This window comes from Stutzerimonas sp. LR2, assembly GCF_055755175.1.
On sequence record NZ_JBVTRR010000003.1, the window covers coordinates 756,664 to 777,005 of the forward strand.

The 20,342-nt window shown below is 65.2% G+C and carries 17 protein-coding genes; 7 read left to right on the forward strand and 10 right to left on the reverse strand.

Features of this window, described 5'->3' with window-relative positions; genetic code table 11:
* Window positions 1-7: 7 nt before the first annotated feature.
* Window positions 8-784, reverse strand: a complete 777-nt coding sequence (otsB, locus tag ACVRRC_RS14450; RefSeq protein ID WP_472997146.1) for a trehalose-phosphatase — start codon at window positions 782-784, stop codon at window positions 8-10.
* 190 nt (window positions 785-974) lie between these two features.
* Between otsB and ACVRRC_RS14455 the strand changes: the two genes are divergently transcribed.
* On the forward strand, window positions 975-1,517 hold the full coding sequence (locus tag ACVRRC_RS14455; RefSeq protein WP_013983812.1) for a hypothetical protein: 543 nt from the start codon (window positions 975-977) through the stop codon (window positions 1,515-1,517).
* 101 nt (window positions 1,518-1,618) lie between these two features.
* Here the strand turns inward: ACVRRC_RS14455 and rimI are convergent, their stop codons facing one another.
* The 4 genes from rimI to ACVRRC_RS14475 form a co-directional block, all read right to left on the reverse strand.
* Window positions 1,619-2,071, reverse strand: a complete 453-nt coding sequence (gene rimI / locus ACVRRC_RS14460; RefSeq protein ID WP_014597543.1) for a ribosomal protein S18-alanine N-acetyltransferase — start codon at window positions 2,069-2,071, stop codon at window positions 1,619-1,621.
* A gap of 9 nt (window positions 2,072-2,080) precedes the next feature.
* Window positions 2,081-2,887 carry a hypothetical protein gene (locus tag ACVRRC_RS14465; protein ID WP_061373107.1) on the reverse strand — a complete coding sequence of 269 codons (807 nt, stop codon included), beginning with the start codon at window positions 2,885-2,887 and terminating at the stop codon, window positions 2,081-2,083.
* Complete coding sequence (locus ACVRRC_RS14470; protein WP_472997147.1) at window positions 2,884-4,428, reverse strand: 2-isopropylmalate synthase; 1,545 nt, start codon at window positions 4,426-4,428, stop codon at window positions 2,884-2,886. The genes ACVRRC_RS14465 and ACVRRC_RS14470 overlap by 4 nt, the downstream gene beginning before the upstream one ends.
* A 294-nt stretch (window positions 4,429-4,722) precedes the next feature.
* Window positions 4,723-5,649: a LysR family transcriptional regulator gene (locus ACVRRC_RS14475; protein WP_108242242.1), complete on the reverse strand. Its 927-nt coding sequence runs from the start codon at window positions 5,647-5,649 to the stop codon at window positions 4,723-4,725.
* Between the two features lie 110 nt (window positions 5,650-5,759).
* Here ACVRRC_RS14475 and ACVRRC_RS14480 point away from each other — a divergent pair, with 110 nt between their 5' ends.
* Genes ACVRRC_RS14480 through ACVRRC_RS14490 form a run of 3 tightly spaced genes read left to right on the forward strand, consistent with a single transcriptional unit; the run spans window position 5,760 to window position 8,782 of the window.
* Window positions 5,760-7,109, forward strand: coding sequence for an acyclic terpene utilization AtuA family protein (locus ACVRRC_RS14480; protein WP_048329764.1), 1,350 nt, complete (start codon window positions 5,760-5,762; stop codon window positions 7,107-7,109).
* Entirely contained in the window at window positions 7,109-7,429 is a 321-nt protein-coding gene (locus ACVRRC_RS14485; RefSeq protein ID WP_313288955.1) for an AtuA-related protein, read from the forward strand. Before ACVRRC_RS14480 ends, ACVRRC_RS14485 begins: the two co-directional genes overlap by 1 nt.
* Window positions 7,430-7,474: 45 nt before the next feature.
* A complete protein-coding gene (locus ACVRRC_RS14490) occupies window positions 7,475-8,782 on the forward strand; it encodes a citrate:proton symporter (protein ID WP_313288957.1) in 1,308 nt (435 codons plus the stop codon).
* Between the two features lie 63 nt (window positions 8,783-8,845).
* Here ACVRRC_RS14490 and ACVRRC_RS14495 read toward each other — a convergent pair whose 3' ends face one another.
* Both ACVRRC_RS14495 and ACVRRC_RS14500 read right to left on the reverse strand, forming a co-directional pair.
* Window positions 8,846-10,090: a saccharopine dehydrogenase family protein gene (locus ACVRRC_RS14495; protein ID WP_472997148.1), complete on the reverse strand. Its 1,245-nt coding sequence runs from the start codon at window positions 10,088-10,090 to the stop codon at window positions 8,846-8,848.
* Window positions 10,091-10,116: 26 nt separating this feature from the next.
* Window positions 10,117-11,214: a carboxynorspermidine decarboxylase gene (locus tag ACVRRC_RS14500; protein WP_014597552.1), complete on the reverse strand. Its 1,098-nt coding sequence runs from the start codon at window positions 11,212-11,214 to the stop codon at window positions 10,117-10,119.
* A gap of 251 nt (window positions 11,215-11,465) precedes the next feature.
* On the opposite strand from ACVRRC_RS14500, the gene mksB reads away from it, so the two are divergent.
* The 3 genes from mksB (at window position 11,466) to mksF (ending at window position 16,339) form a co-directional block, all read left to right on the forward strand.
* A complete protein-coding gene (gene mksB / locus ACVRRC_RS14505; protein WP_013983819.1) occupies window positions 11,466-12,752 on the forward strand; it encodes an Mks condensin complex protein MksB in 1,287 nt (428 codons plus the stop codon).
* 66 nt (window positions 12,753-12,818) lie between these two features.
* Window positions 12,819-13,508 (forward strand): Mks condensin complex protein MksE, encoded by a 690-nt coding sequence (gene mksE / locus ACVRRC_RS14510; protein ID WP_013983820.1) that lies wholly within the window; start codon window positions 12,819-12,821, stop codon window positions 13,506-13,508.
* Window positions 13,505-16,339, forward strand: coding sequence for an Mks condensin complex protein MksF (gene mksF, locus ACVRRC_RS14515; protein ID WP_472997149.1), 2,835 nt, complete (start codon window positions 13,505-13,507; stop codon window positions 16,337-16,339). The genes mksE and mksF overlap by 4 nt, the downstream gene beginning before the upstream one ends.
* A 101-nt stretch (window positions 16,340-16,440) precedes the next feature.
* On the opposite strand, the gene ACVRRC_RS14520 is transcribed toward mksF, so the two are convergent.
* The 3 genes from ACVRRC_RS14520 to ACVRRC_RS14530 are packed head-to-tail and all read right to left on the reverse strand — an operon-like array spanning window position 16,441 to window position 20,009.
* The gene (locus ACVRRC_RS14520; protein WP_472997150.1) at window positions 16,441-18,750 is read right to left on the reverse strand and encodes a PqiB family protein; all 2,310 of its coding nucleotides are present in this window, start codon (window positions 18,748-18,750) and stop codon (window positions 16,441-16,443) included.
* The gene (locus tag ACVRRC_RS14525) at window positions 18,743-19,366 is read right to left on the reverse strand and encodes a paraquat-inducible protein A (RefSeq protein ID WP_048329770.1); all 624 of its coding nucleotides are present in this window, start codon (window positions 19,364-19,366) and stop codon (window positions 18,743-18,745) included. The genes ACVRRC_RS14520 and ACVRRC_RS14525 overlap by 8 nt, the downstream gene beginning before the upstream one ends.
* The gene (locus tag ACVRRC_RS14530; RefSeq protein ID WP_037005208.1) at window positions 19,353-20,009 is read right to left on the reverse strand and encodes a paraquat-inducible protein A; all 657 of its coding nucleotides are present in this window, start codon (window positions 20,007-20,009) and stop codon (window positions 19,353-19,355) included. Before ACVRRC_RS14530 ends, ACVRRC_RS14525 begins: the two co-directional genes overlap by 14 nt.
* Window positions 20,010-20,342: the final 333 nt, after the last annotated feature.

Consider the following 20,342-nt stretch of genomic DNA (forward strand, 5'->3'; position numbering starts at 1 on the left):
TCTCGCTCTAGTCTGGTTTTGTTATAGATCCGGCCGGTTCGCCGAGCTCGCTCAGCAGCTGTTCCAGCCAGCCGCCGACCGAATGCACCGATGGCAACCGCTCGCGAGCCTCGCTGGGCCCCTCGCCGACCTTGATGGAACGCCCGCCCAGCGCATTGACGGCGGCGAAACCCGCCTCGTCGGTCAGGTCATCGCCGACGAACACCGGGGTGCGGCCGGCGAATGGCACCTCCGCCATGAAGGCGCGGATGACTTCACCCTTGCTCGCCCCGCGTGGCTTGAGTTCGAACACGCACTTGCCGGGCTGCAGGCTCAGCACCTCGGCGTAGCGCTCGGCGAAATGCTCGGCGAGCTCGCGGGCGATCTGTTCCAGCTGCGGCGCCAGGCGAAAGTGCAGCGCGAACGCGACGCCCTTGTTCTCCAGATGCAAGCCGGGGTGCTCGCTGCAGGCTTCGACCAGCTCGCGCTGGATGCGCTCCAGCTGCCGGGCATCCAGCGCCAGGTTGCGCAACTCGCCTTCGGCATCCCGGCGCTCGGCGCCATGCACACCGGCGGCGGGCAGTTGCAGCGGCGCCAGCAACGCATCGAGCTGTGCCAGGGGGCGCCCGGAGATCACGGCGACGGGAATCCCGTCGGCATGCAGTCGTTCCAGGGCCACAAGGGTGGGCGGTGGAATGAAGACGAGCTCCGGGCGGGGCTGAATTTCAGCCAGCGTGCCGTCGACGTCGAAGAAGAAAGCGCAGCGCCGAGCCTCAGGCGCAGGTTGGTCGTTTTGATCGTTCATGCAGGTAGGACTCCGGATCACGCGCGGTGGTTCGTCCCATTTCGCTCGCCTGCCGGTCAGGTACTGCAGCCCGAATTCGCAGCCCATCAAGGATGGCCCCGGATGCCGGTTCCGGCCAGCGGCGCACCTGAATCTTCATCGAGCGGCCGGGTCACAACCTGCAAGACCGATGGCCTGACAGGAGACGATCATGAGCGATCAGAAACCCTATACCCCGACGGAAATCGACGACACCGAGGACCGCATGGGCTCGATGGAGCCGCTCGACTTCGACCAGCGCCGGGACGAGCGCAAGGGCCGCATCGGCGATCAGGTGCCGGCCGAGGAAATCGCCGATCAGTTCCCGCCGGAGCGCGAGGCCGAGGCCGGCATGACGGTCGGCGAAGTGCCCGGCGGCGAGACCACCATGGATGACCTGGCGCCAGAGACGCAGATTCCGGACGACGGCTCGCGCTCACCCCGCGAACGCGGCCACGGCGGCCCGGCGGATCAGGATCTGAGCGTGGTGTCCGAGCACGAGATCGGCGCAGACGTGGACCTCGACGAAGCCGAGCTGGGCCGCTACGACCCGCTGGACGGCAAACCCTGGGATGGCCCCGCCAAGGGCGACGAGGACACCGGCCTCAGCGGTGGCGACGCGGTGCTGCGCGAGGACGACAGTGTGCTGTCGGACGATGAACTGGAGGGCGACGCCCCGCTGGATTCAGGCCGGGACAAGCGTCCGGGGGAGTGATCGGGCCGCCTGCCGCACCGATCGCGGGGTGGGCTTAGCCCACAAGAGAACGATGCCTCGCAAGGCGGCGGGCTGAGCCCGCCCCATGGAAAAACGCGCCATCAATCCAGCAACGTGCAGGCCATCACCAGCGCATCTTCGCGGCCATCGGCCGACGGATAGTAGGCCCGGCGGCGGCCCACTTCGTTGAAGCCGTACCGCTCGTAGAGGCGGTAGGCCGGCGCGTTGCTGGCGCGCACCTCGAGGAAACATTCGCGGCCACCTCGCTCGCGGGCGCGCTGCATCAGGTGCTCCAGCAGGCGCAGGCCGAGGCCGCGGCCCTGGCTCTGCGGTTTGACGGTGATATTGAGTAGGTGCGCCTCGTCGAGGATCACGTTGATCACGCCGTGCCCGACCTGCTGCTCGCCCTCGAACATCACCCAGCACTCGTAGGCAGTCAGCGCATCGTTGAAGATGCCGCGGGTCCAGGGGTGGCTGAAGGCGGCGTATTCGATCTTCAGCACGGTTTCGATATCCGCCGCTGTCATCGGGCGAAAGCTGACTGCATCACTCATCACGCGTACTCACGAACCTATGTGCCAGCGCGGCATGCTGCGGCGCATGGCCTTCCACAGCTCGGCCTTGGCGGCCGGCTGTTCCATCAAGGCTTCCAGCCCCGGCATCGCCAGGGCGCGACCTAGCCCTTCCACGGCCACCTCGCGATAGCAGTTGTCGACGTCCACTTCGCCCGCGAAGCGCAGGGCCGGGCGACCGATCAGCCAGATGCAGTCGCAGCCCATCTGCTCCAGCTCGGCAGCCATCACACCCTGCACGTAATCGCGCGCAGCCTCGGCGCCCTGGTCAAGGCTGCCCTTGTGCAGCAGCGGCCAGCGGATCGGTTCGCCGTCGCCGACCTGCTGCGGCTTGTCCGGCAGCCGGGCGGCGCGCAGCAGGTCCTTGAGCAGGATGTAGGCCGGGTCACGGCTCTGGAAGGATTCGCCGGTGGGCAGTTCCACCACCAGCAACACGTTGCCGGCGCGCAGCAGCTGCAGGGAGAAGCGCGGCGGCGGCTCGATGGCCCTGGCGGGCTCGGCGGCGGCCTCCTCGCCAGGGCTGTCGGTCGCGGCCACGGGCTTCGGCTCCGGCATGGCGATACGTGGGCGCGGTGCCGGGGTCGGTTCGACGGTCGGCGCCACGGCTGGCCGCTCGACGACCGGTGCAGCCTCGACCTCGGCCACGGGCGCGACGGCTGCCGCGGGCTCCGGCTCGGCAACCGGCGGCTGCAGCAGCTCGAGCCGCGACGGGGCAGCGAACGGCAGCTCGGTACGTGGCAGCCAGCTGGCTACCTGCATGGCGTCGAGGTAGGCCCGACGCCGGGTTTCACTGATCAAACGCCTTCCACCTGTGGATGAGCCTTGGCGCCGACCTGCATCAGGTTCAGCGCGTTGAGATAAGCCTTGGCCGAGGCGACGACGATATCGGTATCGGCGCCGTTACCGTTGACGATGCGCCCGCCCTTCTCCAGCCGCACGGTCACCTCGCCCTGGGAATCGGTGCCCTGGGTGATGGCGTTGACCGAGTAAAGCTGCAGCGTGGCACCGGAGCCGGCGACCGCCTCGATGGCCCTGAAGGTGGCGTCCACCGGGCCGGAGCCTTCGGCCTGGGCGCTGCGCTCTGCTCCATCGACGCTGAGCACCAGCTTGGCTTCGGGCGTGGTGCCGGTCTTGCTCGCCACCTCCAGGCTGGCCAGCTTGAAGTGTTCGGGCGCCTCGTCGGCCAGGGTGTCGGAGACCAGCGCCTGCAAGTCTTCGTCGAAGATTTCATGCTTCTTGTCCGCCAGCTCCTTGAAGCGGGCAAAGGCAGCGTTCAGCTCGTCGCCTTCCAGTGCGATGCCCAGCTCCTCCAGGCGCGAACGGAACGCGGCGCGACCAGAGTGCTTGCCCATGACCATCTTGTTGGCGTTCCAGCCCACCGACTGGGCGGACATGATCTCGTAGGTCTCGCGATGCTTGAGCACGCCGTCCTGGTGGATGCCCGACTCGTGGGCGAAGGCATTGGCGCCGACGATGGCCTTGTTCGGCTGCACCGGAAAGCCGGTGATGCCCGAGACCAGGCGCGAGGCGGCGAGGATGTGCTCGGTCTCGATGCGGGTGTGCACGTTGAGCAGGTCCTGGCGGGTCTTGATCGCCATGACGATCTCCTCCAGCGCGGCGTTGCCGGCGCGCTCGCCCAGGCCGTTGATGGTGCATTCCACCTGGCGCGCACCGGCGACCACCGCGGCCAGGGAGTTGGCCACGGCCAGACCGAGGTCGTTATGGCAATGCACGGAGAACACCGCCTTGTCGGCATTGGGGATGCGCTCGAGCAGCTGGCGGATGGTGTCGGCGTACTGGTGCGGAATGGCGTAGCCGACGGTGTCCGGAATGTTGATGGTGCGTGCGCCGGCGTCGATGGCAGCCTCGATGATGCGGCAGAGGAAATCGATCTCCGAGCGGCCGGCGTCCTCGCAGGAAAACTCCACGTCGGCGCACAGGCTGCGCGCCTTCTTCACCGCGCGCACTGCCTGCTCCACCACCTGGTCCGGCTGCATGCGCAGCTTGTACTGCATGTGGATCGGGCTGGTGGCGATAAAGGTGTGGATGCGCCCGGAGTTGGCGCCGGCCAGCGCTTCGGCAGCGCGTTCGATGTCGGCATCGACGGCGCGCGCCAGGCTGCACACGGTGCTGTCCTTGATATTGTCGGCGACCAGCTTCACCGCGGCGAAATCGCCGGGGCTGGCGATGGCGAAGCCCGCCTCGATCACGTCTACCTTCAGCCGCTCCAGCGCCCGGGCGATGCGCAGCTTTTCCTCACCGGTCATGGACGCGCCGGGGCTCTGCTCGCCGTCGCGCAGGGTGGTGTCGAAGATGATGACGCGATCGTTGCTGCTCATAGGAAATCCTCACGGCTGCCGAGCGCCTCTGACAGGGCGCCTGTGTGGGCGGATTGTCGCGTGAAATGGACGGGGCGGGAAGGAGCAGCTGCAGGCTGCCCGGCGGATGCCCGCGCAAGCCCATCAGGGTGGGCGCCGGCAAACCGTTCACCGAGGTATCACCCGCCTCGCGCAAGAGCGGCTCCTCAGCCCGACGGCGCGGCGAGGCCGACCCGGAGCGTGACGGCGCGGGCGCCGCCGGCATGGCGCCAGGCGCACATTGGCGCTCTACCCGAGCGATCCAGCACGATCGATTCAGGAGGCGAAATCGCCGCGTGACTCGGTAGTCGTGCCGAGAGCCCCACCGACCTGCTGTTGCAACAGCGCGACGAAGACCTGCGCCGGCGGGCTCAGGTAGCACGGCTTGCGCTGCAGCAGGCCGATGCTGCGCGCCGGCGCCTCGTCGAGCTGGTGCACGGCGAGGCTGCCGTCGCTGTTGAAGGTGTCGGCCACGCTGGCCGGCAGCAGGGCGAAGCCCAAGCCCGCACGCGCCAGCGCGGCGGCGCTGCTCATGTACGCCACTTCCCACGCTGGTTCACGCAACAGCCCCATGCGCTGCAGTGTTTCATCGGCCATGCTGCGCAGGCTGGTATCGCGGGTGGTGGCGATGTAGTCCTGTTCACGTAGCGCAGCGAGCAAAGCCTTGCCGCGCAGGCGTTCGTGGCCGCGTACCAGCAATACCAGGCTGTCGTCGTACAGCGGCTGGAAATCCAGCGCGCCGAGGTCATCGACCGCCGAGGTGATGGCGAAATCCACCTCGGCCGCACTCACCCACTGGCGGATTTCCCCGGCGCGGCCGTCATGCAGGCTGATGTCGATACCGGGATAGCGCCGCCGGTATTCCTGCAACACCCTTGGCAGGGGCTCGATGGCCACCGACGGCAACACGGCGATGCGCAGCGAACCACTCTCCAGATGCAGTTGCTCATGCGCGTCGTGCACGGCGTTGTCCATGTCACGCAGCAGGCGGCGAGCCTGCTCGAGAAAACGCAGGCCGGCGGCGGTCAACTCCACGCTGCGCGTGTTGCGCGCCAGCAGCGACAAGCCGAGGGCGTCTTCGAGTTTGCGCAGGCTGTAGCTGAGTGCCGGCTGCGACAGGTGAACCTGCTCGGCGGCGCGACTGAAACTGCGGTGTTCGGCAATCAGGACGAAGGCCTGAAGCTGGCGAAAGCTGATGTCCATGGCTCGGCAACTTATAAAATTCCCTTATCAATTCATATCACATTTCGAATTCACAACTAAATCCACAGGCATCACCCTGGCTGCATACCTGACCGTGTAATGGATCGACAATGACCACAACAGTCCATATCGGGTGCGGCGCGGGCTTCGCCAATGATCGCCCCGATGCCGCGCTGGCGCTGGCCAACGACCTCGCCGGTCGCGACGGCCGGCGCTTCCTGTTCTTCGAACTGCTGGCCGAGCGCACCCTGGCCGAAGCCCAGCTACGCCGCCTCAACGATGCCCAGAGCGGCTACGCCCTGCGCCTGTTCGACTTTCTCGAACCGGTGCTGGAGACCTGCCTGGACGCCGGCATCGCCATCGTCACCAACGGCGGCGCCGCCAACCCCACCGCAGCCGCTACGCGCCTGCGCCAGCAACTGCAGGGCACACGCCACGAAGCGGCACGCATCGCCTGCGTACTGGGCGACGACCTGCTCGGCAGCGGCATCGATCTGCCGCAATGGCTGCCCGCGCAACTCGACGGCGAAGTGGTCTCGGTCAATGTCTACAGCGGTGCCGACGGCATCGTCCAGGCGCTGGATCAGGGCGCCGACATCGTCCTCTGCGGCCGAGTCGCCGACCCCAGCCTGGCGGTGGGACCGCTGCGCCATGCCTTCGGCTGGAAGGCCGATGACTGGGACCGCATCGCCCAGGCCACGGCAGTCGGTCACCTGCTCGAATGCTGTACCCAGGTCAGCGGTGGCTACTTCGCTCATCCCGGTCTGAAGGACGTACCGGACCTGGCCAATGTCGGCTGCCCCATCGCCAGCGTCACGGCCGATGGGCAGATCGTCATCGGCAAGGCGGCTGGCACCGGAGGTTGCGTCACCGAACGCACGGTCAAGGAACAACTGCTCTACGAGGTGCACGACCCGGCCAGCTACCTGACGCCGGATGTGATCATGGACCTGAGCCAGGTGCGCGTCCGGCAGGTCGCAAGCGATCAGGTGGCGGTAGAGGGCGTGCGCGGCAAACCGCAGCCCAAGCACCTCAAGGGCCTGGTCGGCCTGCGCGGCAAGTGGTTCGCCGAAGCGGAGATTTCCTACGCGGGCCCGGGCGCCGTGGCTCGCGCCGCGCTGGCGCGCGACATCCTGCTGCAACGCTGCGCCAAGCTGGCGCCGCAGCTCACGCCGTGGATCGATGTGATCGGCGTCGCCAGCCTGTTCAACGACGCTGGCGGGCAATGGCTGCAGCAGCGCCTGGCACAGGCGGCCGACTGCCAGGACGTGCGCCTGCGCATCAGCTTCCTGGATCGCGACAAGACCCTGCTGGAACGCCTGCTGCTCGATGCCGAATCGCTCTACACCAACGGCCCAGCCGGCGGTGGCGGCGTACGCCGGCATATCGGCGAATCCCTCGGCACCGCCAGTTTCCTTATCGAGCGCACCGCGGTGCGGCAACGGCTGGAGTGGTTCTGATGATCGATGTACTGCTGTGCGATTACGCCCACGCCCGTGCCGGTGACAAGGGCAACACCCTGAGTGTGGCGGTGTTCGCCTTCGCCGCTGAGCACTATGCCTGGCTGGCCCGTGAGCTGACCTGCGAACGAGTCGCCGGCTGCCTGAGCCACCGCGCCATCGGCACGGTGAAACGCTACGAGCTGCCGAACCTGGGCGGCCTCAACTTCGTGGTGGAGCACGCCCTGGAAGGTGGCGTCAACGCCAGCCCCGGGCTGGACCGCCACGGCAAGAGCATGAGTTACGCGCTGCTCGGCCTGAGGTTGCCGCCTCCCGACTGAGCCCCCTTCCCTGTCTCCAACAATAACAACACCGGAGAGATCGACATGATCACCGCCCTGGGCTTCGGCCTGATGTTTCTCATCGTCACCCTGATCCTGCTGCGCCGGATCAGCCCGCTGGTCGCCTTCGTCACCCTGCCGGTGATCGCCAGCGCCCTCGCCGGTTTCGGCCTGGGGGAAATCGGCAAGTTCATCACCGAGGGGCTGAAAGCCGTGGCTCCGACAGCCACGCTGTTCATCTTTGCCATCCTCTACTTCGGCGTCATGCGTGAGCGTGGTCTGTTCGCGCCGCTGGTCAACTTCCTGCTGCGCAGCACCGGCGGCAAGCCGCTGGCGGTAGCGGTGGTCACTGTCGCGGTGACGGCAGTGACCCATCTGGACGGCATCGGTGCCGCCACCTTCCTGCTGGTGATTCCGGCCCTGCTGCCGCTGTACCTGCGCCTGGGCATGAAGCGCGAAATGCTGCTGTGCCTGGTGGTGCTCAGCGCCGGGGTGATGAACATGGTGCCCTGGGGCGGCACCACGGCGCGCGCCTCGGCGGTGACCGGCATCGACGCCTCGCAGCTGTGGATCTCGCTGATTCCCGTGCAGGCGGTCGGCCTGGCACTGGTGATGGCCCTGGCGGTATTCCTTGGCCTGCGCGCCCAGCGCAGCCCCCTTGGCCATGGCATGCTCGCCGGCCATGAAGCTGCGCAGACGGCAGAACCCGGCGACGACGGCCGTCAGTTGAGCCCGCTTAGCTGGCGCTATTGGGCCAACCTGGTGCTGACCCTGATCATCCTTGTCTGTCTGTTCACCGGCGCCTTCCCGTTGTTCGCCTGCTTCATGGTGGGCCTCGGCGTCGCCCTGGTGCTGAACTACCCGAGCCTGGCGGAGCAGAACCAGGCCGTATTGCGCCATGCCAGCGATGCCATGCAGATGGCTCTGGTGATGCTGGCGGCCGGCATCCTGCTCGGCGTACTGGCAGGAGCCGGAATGTCCGACGGCATGGCGCACTGGATGATCAACGTACTGCCCGAAGGCTCGGCCAACTGGCTGCACGTGATCATCGGCGCCTTCGGTGTACCACTGGGCATGCTGTTCTCGCCGGACGCCTACTACTTCGCCCTGCTGCCGGTGATCCGCGATGTAGCGGTAGCCGCGGGTGTCGACGCGCAGGCCGTGGCCAGCGCCATGTTGATCGGCGAGAACACCGGCTTCGGCATCAGCCCGGTGGTGCCGAGCGTGTACCTGGCCATCGGCCTGGCCGGTGTCGAGCTGTACAAGCACATCCGCTACACCGTGTTGTGGGCCTGGGGGATCAGCCTGGTGATGCTGGCGGCAGCCGTGGTGTTTGGCGTGGTCACGGTCTGAGGTTAGCCCTGAAACGAAAAAAGGATCGCCGAGGCGATCCTTTTTTCATTCAGCAGACAGGAATCAGATGGCCTGATCCCAGGGACGATCGCCATGCTCGTCCTTGATGCGAGTGGGCAGGCCCATCACATCGAGCAGCTTGAGGAACGGCTGTGCCGGCAGTTCTTCGACGTTGACCATGCGCTTGGCATCCCACTCGCCACGGGCGATCAGCAGCGCCGCGGCAACCGGTGGCACGCCGGCGGTGTAGGAGATGCCTTGGCTGTCCGTCTCGGCGTAGGCCTCTTCATGGTCGGCCACGTTGTAGATGAACAGCTCGCGCGGCTGCCCACCCTTGGTGCCCTTGACCAGATCGCCAATGCAGGTCTTGCCGGTGTAGCCCGGCGCCAGCGAGGCGGGATCGGGCAGCACGGCCTTGACCACCTTGAGCGGAACGACTTCCAGGCCTTCGGCGGTGCGCACTGGCTGCTCGGAGAGCAGGCCGAGGTTCTTCAGTACGGTGAAGACGTTGATGTAATGCTCGCCGAAGCTCATCCAGAAACGGATGTTCGGCACGTCGAGGTGCTTGGAGAGCGAGTGCACCTCATCATGACCGGTCAGGTAGAGGCTCTGTTCGCCCACGACCGGCAGGTCGTCGGTGCGCTTGACCTCGAACATGCGGTTGGTCGTCCACTGGCCGTTCTGCCAGCTGTAAACCTGCCCGGTGAATTCGCGGAAGTTGATTTCCGGGTCGAAATTGGTGGCGAAATACTTGCCGTGGGAACCGGCGTTGACGTCGAGGATGTCGATCGACTCGATCTTGTCGAAGTATTCCTGTTGGGCCAGAGCGGCGTAGGCGTTGACCACGCCCGGGTCGAAGCCGGCACCGAGGATGGCGGTGATGCCCTTTTCCTGGCATTCGGCCAGGTGCTTCCACTCGTAGTTGCCGTACCACGGCGGCGTTTCGCAGATCTTGCCCGGCTCTTCATGGATCGCGGTATCGAGATACGCGGCGCCGGTGTCGATGCAGGCGCGCAGCACGGACATGTTGAGGAAGGCAGAACCGACATTGATGACGATCTGCGATTCTGTTTCACGAATCAGCGCCTTGGTCGCTTCCACGTCCATGGCGTCCAGCGCATAGGCCTTGATCTCGCCGGGCTGCTTCAGCCCGCCCTTGGCCTGGACGCTGTCGATGATGGCCTGGCATTTGGAGATGCTGCGCGACGCGATAGCAATACGACCGAGTTCGTCGTTGTGCTGCGCGCACTTGTGGGCCACCACCTTGGCAACACCTCCTGCGCCAATGATAAGAACGTTTTTCTTCAATTGTTTCACCCCCTTGTACTGCGGCCTCAGGAAAGGCTGGACAGGTAATCGTTAAAGTCGAACTCACGAACCACCTCGACGCTGCCGTCGAGCTGCTTTACCACGATGGACGGCATTTTCAGACCGTTGAACCAGTTTTTCTTGACCATGGTGTAGCCTGCCGCGTCGATGAACGACAGCCGATCGCCGATGGCCAGCGGACGATCGAATTGGTACTCACCGAAGATATCGCCGGCCAGACAGCTCTTTCCGCACACCATGTAGCTGTGCTCGCCGTCGTTGGGCGCCATCTTGGCGTTGAGGCGGTAGATCAGCAGGTCGAGCATGTGCGCTTCGATGGAGCTGTCGACCACCGCGAGGTTCTTGCCGTTGTACAGGGTGTCGAGCACCGTGACTTCCAGCGAGGCGCTCATGGTGATCGCCGCCTCGCCCGGCTCCAGGTAGACCTGCACGCCGAACTTTTCCGAGAACGCCTTCAGTCGCGCGCAGAAGGCATCGAGCGGATAGCCTTCGCCGGTGAAGTGGATGCCACCGCCGAGGCTGACCCACTGGACCTGTTCCAGCAAATGGCCGAAGCGCTCCTCGATGGTGCTCAGCATCTTGTCGAACAGCTCGAAGCTCGAGTTCTCGCAGTTGTTGTGGAACATGAAGCCGGAGATCTGCCCCATGACCTTTTCAATTTTGGCCGGATCCCACTCACCCAGGCGGCTGAACGGCCGCGCCGGGTCGGCCAGCAGGTAGTCCGAACTGCTCACCTGCGGATTGACGCGCAGGCCGCGGATGGTTCCCTCGGTCGCCTCGGCGAAGCGCTCCAGCTGACCGATGGAGTTGAAGATGATCTTGTCGCAGTTGGCGACCATCTCTTCGATCTCGTCGTCGGCCCAGGCCACGCTGTACGCGTGGGTCTCGCCGGCGAACTTCTGCCGGCCGAGCTTGAGCTCGTACAGCGATGACGAGGTGGTGCCGTCCATGTACTGCTGCATCAGGTCGAACACCGACCAGGTGGCGAAGCACTTGAGTGCCAGCAGCGCCTTGGCGCCGGACTGCTCACGCACGTAGGCGATCTTCTCGAGATTGCCCAGAAGCTTCTGTTTGTCGATGAGGTAATACGGCGTCTTGATCATCTGTTCGTGCCCCGAGGGAGTCGCCGGCGGAACCGACAGCTCGCTTTTTGCAAAAAAGTGCGAATTGTGCCGGGAACCGACAGAGATCGAAATAGCACATCGACACTTCGTCACGTTTAGTGACGTTCGGGCTTGCCCGACCGGTCGCCGAATGGCGCCAGGCTAACCTTCAGGCGATGACGTTCAGGTGACGCCTCCATACGTGCCGCGACGGCGTGGCCGATTGTCTGCGCGCCCATCACGAAGGCCCAATGCAGTACAATCGGCGCTTTTTCATTGGCTGGACTGGCGCCACGATGATCGAACCCAAGCGCGTACTGCGTGCCCTCGCCGAACACTGGACGTTGCTCGAGCCGCTGTGCGAGCGTTTCGACGCCGGCACCCTGAGCCTGGTGGAGTTGCGCCATCAGCTCGCCGCACAGCTACCCGAAGGCACGCCCACCGACATCACCGCCCTGCTCGACCAGTGGATCCGCCTGGACATCCTGGTTCCGGTGGCCAAGAGTCCCAACCGCTTCGAGCTGAACGCGCAGATCCACGACTTCCTCGCTTACCTGCGCCGCGAGCACCGCCTCGGCCTGTGCCTAGAGATCGAAGCCTACCTGCGCCATCTGGAGCGCCTGGCCGGGCATATCCTCGATGCGTTCGAGATTCGCGATGGCAACGACCTGGCCCGCCAGCTGCGCCTGCTCGACATGCGCGTACGCGATGTACTGAAGAAACTCGACAACGACGAACAGGCCCTGGTCGCGGTGGCCGACCGGGCCAAGACCAGCGACCGCCAGATCCCGCTGCGCCAGCGCTATGCAGAGGTGCTGGCGACCTGGGACGAGTACGTCGAGCCGATGATCCAGCTGGTCTCCGCCGACGGCGCGTTCGAGCAGGGCGTTCATCGCGTCGAGCAGGTGCTGATGAAGCTGCTCGGCGAACAGCAGCGCCTCGGCCAGCTGGTGGACGACGACCTCCTGCTGCGCACTCATGCGCGCATCCTGGAAATGCAGACCACCGCCCAGCTGACCCTGCGCAAGGCCCGCGAGCTGTTGCTGCCGCTACGCGAGGAAGCGCGTCGGCACAACGCCGTGACCCGCGGCGCGGCACTGGCACTGTCGGCGATCCGCAAGAAGGGCCTGGACGCCGTACCACAGGCCTCGCTGCCGCTGTTCACCCGTCCTCAGAGCACCTTTCTCGGCACTGCCAGCCAGGTCGAAGCCTACGTCTACGCCCTGGCCCGCTTCGAGCCGAAGCCGGCGCAGTTCCCGCGGGCCAGCGGCAAGCGCAAGGGCGAGCAGCCGCGCGCACCGCGCACCGCGCGGGAGATGATCGAGCGTTGCCAGCAGGCACTGCCGCTGCCGGACCTGATGGCCTGGCTGCTGGAACAGGAACCCGAGGGCGCCACCGACGAGCTGCTCTACTGGTTCTCGCGCCTGTCCCGCGACAGCCGCTTCCAGCGTGATCGCCTGGAACGTCGCGAGTACCTGACCCGCGAACACCGCGTCAGCCTCAGCTCCTTTGCGCTGGTGGCCAATGCCAATGGCTGACTCCTACGTAGGGTGGACAACGCGCAGCTTGTCCACCATCACCCCGACGATATCCGAGCGACCTGAATGAACATCGACCTCAAGGAAATGACCCAGCTGGCGCCGATCTTCCGCGAGCTGTTCAAGGGCTATCACCTGTCGCGCAGCGAGCCGGAGCCCTACGCGCAGCTGTCGAACATGCAGGACCAGTACCGCGCACTGTTCAAGGCACTCGGCTTCGAGCTGGTCTGCGATCCGCGCGGCTTCTACTACTTCGTCCCGGAGCAGATGGGCGCGCAGGTGAACAAGACCGCCCAGCGCCTGGCGCTGTTCACCTTCATCCTCGTCGAGCACCTGGCCGACCAGGGCCGCGACCCGCTGGCCGTGCTCGACGGTGGCAGCCTCGGTCGCGATGAACTGCCGGCGCTGCTGGATAAGTACCGCGACCTGTTCCTGCAGGCCGAAGTCACCACCCAGGAAGAATTGGAAGAGAAGGTCATCCGCCGCCTGACGCAGCTGGGCTTCGCCGAGGACAGCAACGGCGTCTACCGCTTCCTGCCGCCGATGCACCGTTTCCTCGACGTCTGCCTGTCGGTGCAGCAGGACCGCGATCTCGCCGCCAGCCTGCACAGCAGCGACCTGCCGCTGCCCGCCCCGGAGCTGATCGCCGAGGACGAGGGCGAAGACGACATCATCCTCATCGAGGAAGCGGCCGAAGAATCGGAAGAAGACGCCTTGGCGCGCGCCATCGCCGAAGAAAAGGAGCTTGAAGCATGAGCCAGGAACGCTACGGCATCCGCCGCTTCGCCCTGCTGAACACCGCCGGCTACAGCCTCGGCATCTTTCCGCTGGAAAACCCGCTGTCGGTCTACGGCGCCAACAACCTCGGCAAGTCCGCGTCGATCAACGCGCTGCAGTTCCCGATCCTGGCGCGCATGTCGGACATGAGCTTCGGCAAGTACAGCCTCGAGCAGTCGCGCAAGTTCTACTTCGCCTCGGACACCAGCTACATCCTCGTCGAAGTCATGCTGCCCCACGGCCCGCATGTGATCGGCGTGGCCGGCCGCGGGCCGGGCGGCGGCTTCGGTCATCAGTTCTTCGTTTATCAGGGCTCGCTGGATCTCGACCATTACCAGCAGAACGGCACCTGCCTGCGCCAGCGCGAGCTGTTCGCCAACCTCGAACGCGCCGGCATCAAGGCCTACGAGGCCAAGCCGGACGAGCTGCGCCGGCTGCTGGTCGGCGGGCATACCTCGATCCCGCTGGACATGACACTGATCCCGCTGCGCTCGACCAGCGAGCAGAGCCTGAAGACCTTCCGCGCGCTGTTCATCAACCTGCTGCATATGCGGGAAATCACGGCTGCCAAACTGAAGCAGCTGTTCCTCGATGCCTTCGAGCACAGCCTGCGCTCGGGCAGCGTCGACTATATCGCCGCCACCGAAGAAGCCTTCCGCGACGTGCGCCGCATGGAGCAGGACTACCAGGCGCTGGTCGCCGCCGGCCCGCTGGTCGAGGCGCTGGCCGCCGGTGTCGCCCAGCGCGAGCTGCTGCGCGGCAAGCTGCATCGCCTGTCGCCGCTACTCGACAACCTGCTCGGCACCTGGCACGACTACGCCGATGCGCGCAAGGAAGAGCTGGTGATCCAGGCCGAGCATTATCGCCGTGAGCAGGACGGCCTGCAGAACGAACAGCGCGGTTCGACTGGCGAACTGATGCGCCTGGAACGCGAGATCAGCGAAATCCAGCGCTGGCTGGGCGAGCTGGCGGTGCTGAAGAACCGTTTCGCCCTGGTCGAGGACGCCCATGTGCTGGAGCAGCAGCTGCTCGCCGCCAAGGACGCCCACGACGAGCTGGCCGGTGCGCTGGCGCAGTCCCGTCAGTTCTCCAGCGAGGACCTCGACGAGCGCCTGCGTGATCTGGAAAAACGCCTGAAGTCGGTCCGGCAACAGCTCGACCATGCCGACAACAACAGCTACTCGCGTTTGCGCGAGGAGTTCTCCCAGGCCGATGTGGATCGCCTGATGCGCCTGTTCAATGGCCAGCTGTTCAGCCTGCCGCTGGGTGAAAAAGGCATCAGCGCCGAGGGCGACGACTGGGTCAAGGCCGTGGAAGCGGTGCTGGATCATTTCAAGGGCGACACCTTCTCGGTGCCGGGCCTGTCCATCGACCTCTCGCATATCGAGCCACCGGCGCTGCAGGCCCTGGCCGACCGTGCCGCCCTGCGCGACCAGAAGGATCGCCTGGAGCGCGAACTCAAGCAGCTCAAGACCCAGCATGCGGTGGCCGTCGACCGCGCGGCGAGCAAGGCCCAGGCCGAGGCGCTGTATCAGGCCGTGCTGGATGCGCAGAAAGCGCTGGAAGACTTTCGCCGCAGCCAGACCCTGGCCGCCGAGGAGCCGGCGAAGCTGGAGCAGCTGGCCCAGGCCGAAGCCGCCCAGGAAGAACTCAAGCGCACCAGCGACGCCTTCGCCGAGCGCGTGCAGCACCTGTCCGCCAAGCTGCAGCTGGTCGGCCGTCAGCTGGCCGATCTGGAAGCCAAGGAGCGCACGCTGGAAGACGCCCTGCGACGTCGCCAGCTGCTACCGGCAGATCTGCCGTTTGGTACGCCTTACATGGATCCGGTGGACGACTCGCTGGACAACCTGCTGCCGCTGCTCAACGACTACCAGGACAGCTGGCAGGCGCTGCAGCGCGTCGACGGTCAGATCGAGGCGCTGTATGCCCAGGTGCGCCTGAAGGGCGTGGCCAAGTTCGACAGCGAGGAAGATCCCGAGCGCCGCCTGCAGCTGCTGGTCAACGCCTACGCCCACCGTCAGGACGAGGCACTGACCCTGGCCAAGGCCCGCCGTGCTGCGGTCACCGACATCGCCCGAACGCTGCGCAACATCCGCAGCGACTACGAGAGCCTGGAACACCAGCTGGCGCTGTTCAACCGCGAGATCAACAAGCGCCAGGTTTCCAACCTGGCGAGCTTCCGGATCGTGCTGGCGCCGAACAAGGATGCGCTCAAGCACATCGACCAGATCATCCACAGCGCCGGGCAGTACGAGGAAGGCGAGACGCTGTCGGTATTCGATCTGTCCCAGTCCGCCGAGCAGGACGCGAAGAACGAGGAAGCCAAGGAGTATCTGGCTCGGCTGGTGGCGGCGAACAACAACCAGCTGGGCCTGAAGGACCTGTTCGAGCTGGCGTTCGAGATCACCAAGGTCGGCGGCCAGCCGGTGATTCATACCGACATCGACGGTGCGGCGTCCAACGGCACCACCATGACCATCAAGGCGCTGACCAACATGTACCTGTTGCTGCACCTGATGGATCGCGAGCAGGCCGGGCGCATCCGCCTGCCCTACTACCTCGACGAGGCGGCAGACATCGACGAGCGCAACCAGCAGGCGCTGATCGAAACCAGCCTGCAGCTGGGCTTCGTGCCGATCCTCGCATCGGTGAAGCCTCAGGTCTCGGCCCATGTCGCGATCGACCTTGAGGGCGGCAGCGGGCCGGCCGGCATCTACATCGACGAGGCGGACTGGAAATACATCAGCCGCCGCGAACCGATCGCCGGCGAGCACATTGCTTCAGCCCAACGGACCGAAGAGCCGGCCTGATCACCTGCAACGAACAAGGGCCCCGCGGGGCCCTTTTTCATACACTTCGGCTATCGCCGTAGGGTGGGCCTCAGCCCACCAATAACGTACCGGATCGATCGTCACTTGCCACTGGCCGCTCGCCCCAGTTCGATCTTCGGCGCCCAGTCAAACCACTCATCCTGCGGCTCCTTGAACAAGGCAAAGGTCTGTCCCGGCCGAGCGCGCTGCCCCATGCGTTCGCCATCAGGCGTGGCAAAGGCGACGCCGCCCTCGAGCAGCGACTCCAGCGAATCGGTGCGCAGGCTGGCACCTTTGAACAGACTGAAATCCACACCGAAGCCACTGGTCTCCCAGAAGCGGGTGCCGGTGTGCACCAGGGGTGCGTAGCGCGGCTCGATGACGACGCGGATCAGTACGCGATCGGCGTTCTGCCCCAGCTCGTAACCGGTGACCTCACCGACTTTCACCTCGCGGTAGGTCACCGCGTTACCCGGCTTGATCGAACCCAGCCGGGCCGCGCTGAGCACGAGGCTCAACCCTTCACCAGCCTTCTGTGGCTCCCGCTCCTGGCCGGTGAAACGCGTTTGCACGCCCGCATCCGCCTTGCCCGGTGCCACCTCCAGGTACGGGCCGCTGACCAGCGTATCCAGATTCGCCGTACGCATGATGCCGAGCTCCGGCCGAACGACCCAGAACTGGGTGCCGGCCCGGGTGATGCGCGACTCCGCTGCGGTGATGCGGGCACGCAGCACGACACTCTGCAGGTCATCGCTCAGCGTGACTGTGTCCACCTGACCCACGGCCAGCCCCTTGTAGCGAATGGGCGTACCGGCACTCAGTCCATCGCCACGCGCCAGGCGGATCTCGATCGGCGTCCCGCGCTGGATTGCACTGTCTCTATCCTTGTGCAAGACGAAGCGCGGCACCTTCTTCGTCCCGGCAGCCTGCGGATCGGGCGTCTCGAAGGCGATACCGCCGGCAAGCAGGCTCTGCAGCGACTCGCTGCGCACCTCGATTCCGGACAAACCGCCGCTCAGTGAGATGCCGCTGGCATTCCAGAACCGGCTCGAGCTGTTCACCAGGTTGGCGTGCGGCTGTTCGATATGCACGCCCACCACCACCTTCTGCTGGTCGCGAGAGAACTGGTAGCTCTGTACCGACCCCACCCGGACCTGCCGGTAGAGCACGGGACTGCCGACGTCCAGCGAGCCCAGACTGTCAGTTGTGAGCACCAGATGCAGCCCCGGGGCGCGAATATCCAGCGGCGGCGCCTTGGGACGGGCGACGAACTCGCGCTTGGGCGAGCCACCTTTCTCGCCGGGCCTAACGGCGATGAAGTTGCCTTTCACCAACGCTTCGAGGCCGGTGATGCCGCCCAGCGAGATGGACGGCTTGACCACCCAGAAATCGGTGTCCTCGACCAGGTAGTCCTCGAACAGCGGGTCGACCGAAAGCTCGGCGCGCGCACCCTTGAGGTCCGAGTCGATATCCAGCTTTTTCAGCAGACCAACCTGCATGCCGTTGTACATCACCGGCGTGCGCCCGGCCTGCAGCCCATCGAAATCCTGCAGCGCGACCACGGCCTTGATCCCCGCCTGGGCTGCGTCGAAATCCTCGTAGAGACGGAACGGGATGTTCGGGTCGGTGGCCGGGCTGTCCTTGCGGTGCGCGGGCGTGGCGAAGGCGATGCCCCCGGCGACGATACTGGCCAGGGACTCGGTACGGAACTTCACGCCGGTCAGCCCTGCGTCGACAGTGACGCCGCTGGCGTTCCAGAAACGGGTGTGCTTGCGCACCAGGTGCGCATACTCCGGCTGGATATAGAGCTGCACCTCCACGGTGCTGTCATCCTCGGCGAGCACATAGTTCTTCACCTGCCCCACCTGGATCTGCCGGTAGAACACCGGGCTGCCACGATTCAGCGAGCCGAGGCGCTCGGCCTTGAGTGTCAAGTGCAGGCCGATGCGACTGTCGGACATCGGCGGTTCCTCCGCCAGCGCGACGAAACGCTTGGTCGGCTCGCCATCGGCTGGGCTCATACCGATGTAGTTGCCCGACACCAGCGTCTCCAGACCAGTGATCCCGGCCAGTGTGACGCTGGGCTTGACCAGCCAGAAGCGCGTGCCGCTTCGCAGATAGCCGTCGACATCCTTATTCATTTCGATATCGGCGACCACGACCTGCCGACGGTCGTCATCTTCCAGCCGCAAGTCGCGTACGACACCGATCGTCATGCCCTTGTAGAGCACGGACGTCTTGTTGATTTCGATGCCTTCGGCGCTGTCGAACACCACCTCGATATGGATGCCGCGTTCGCTATACGCCTGCCAGGCCAGCCAGGCGCCGATGGCCAGCGCGATCAGCGGCAGAATCCAGATGGCCGACCAACTGGAGGCCGGACGTGTATTAGCTTGTGGCAGGTCAGTCATGCTTGTTCCCGGCTTCCGTGTTATCCCAGATCAGACGTGGGTCGAATGTGATGGCTGCGAGCATGGTCAGGATGACCACGCTGGCGAAAGCGACGGCGCCGAATCCCGCTTCGACGCTGGCGAGACTGCCAAAATTGACGATCGCCACCAGAATGGCGATGACGAAGATGTCGAGCATGGACCAGCGCCCGATCCATTCGATGAATCGGAACACCAGAATGCGCTGTCGCGGCGACATCGGGTGATGCCTTTGTACCGAAATCAGCAACATGGCGATCCCTACCAGCTTGAACGTCGGCACCAGAATGCTGGCGATGAACACCACCGCCGCAATCGGAAACATGCCGTGCTTGGCCAGCGTGACCACGCCGGACATGATGGTATCGGGCGTCCCGCTACCGAGCATGCGCACCGTCATGATGGGCAGCAGGTTCGCCGGCAGGTAGAGCAATGCTGCGGTGATCAGCAAGGCCCAGGTGCGCGCGACACTGTTGGGCCTGCGCATGTGCACACGCGCCCCACAGCGGCTGCAATGCTGATGTTCGATACCTGGCGTGGCGCGATTCAACTGGTGGCATTCGTGGCAGACCATCAGCCCGGCGTCAGCGGCGCGCATCGTCAGGCTCCGATAACGCTTCCCATACCTGATGCGGTGACATCACCAACTCCAGCCACACCTGCACCACCAGGAGCCCGGCAAAGCAGGCCAGGCCGACGCCAAGGCTCAGCTCCGCCATGTCACGCAACTTGATGATGGAAACCAGGATTCCGAGCAGATAGACCTCGAGCATCCCCCACTCGCGCAGATGGTGATAGAACCGGTAGAGCAGCAGCCCCAAGGGCTTGGCCCGATCGATGGCGATGCAGAGCAACACGGCGAGCTGGCACAGCAGCTTCATCAACGGCACCGCCATACTGCAGAGAAACACCACCACGGCGATGCCCTGCATGCCGCTGTTGTACAGGCTCAACACCCCACTCCAGACGGTATCGTGGGTGACTCTGCCAAGCAGGTTCAACTGCATGATCGGCAGGAAGTTCGCAGGAAAGTAGAGCAGCAGAGCCGCCAGCACCAATGCCAATCCCGGTCCGACGATACGATGGCGCAGACGAAACAGCTCACAACCACAGCGGGGGCATTCGGCCACCTCGCCAAGGTTGAGCGTCGGCTTTGCCATCAACAGATCACATTCCGGGCAGCCTACGAGCTGCTCGATCGGAAGCTCTTCAAGTCTTGGGCTAGCAGCCGATTCCGGCATGAGGGATATCCGAGTAAAGCGCTTATCTTAAACGAGCGATACGCGCTGCGGTGAGCCGTCAGGCGAGAGGGAAGATGCTCTTGAAGGCAGTTCGATCCAGTGCAGCGGGCAGCCGTACTTTTACCTCAAGCGCCGCAGCGCCTTTACAGCCACCGGCTGCATCGGAGCAGCCGGCCTCGGTTCAGGCTCAGTTCTGCGCGGCCGCTTTTCCGCGCCCCAAAAGCAAACCCCCGACCCGCTTGCGCGGATCGGGGGTTTGGTGTAGGAGCTTGACGATGACCTACTCTCACATGGGGAAACCCCACACTACCATCGGCGATGCATCGTTTCACT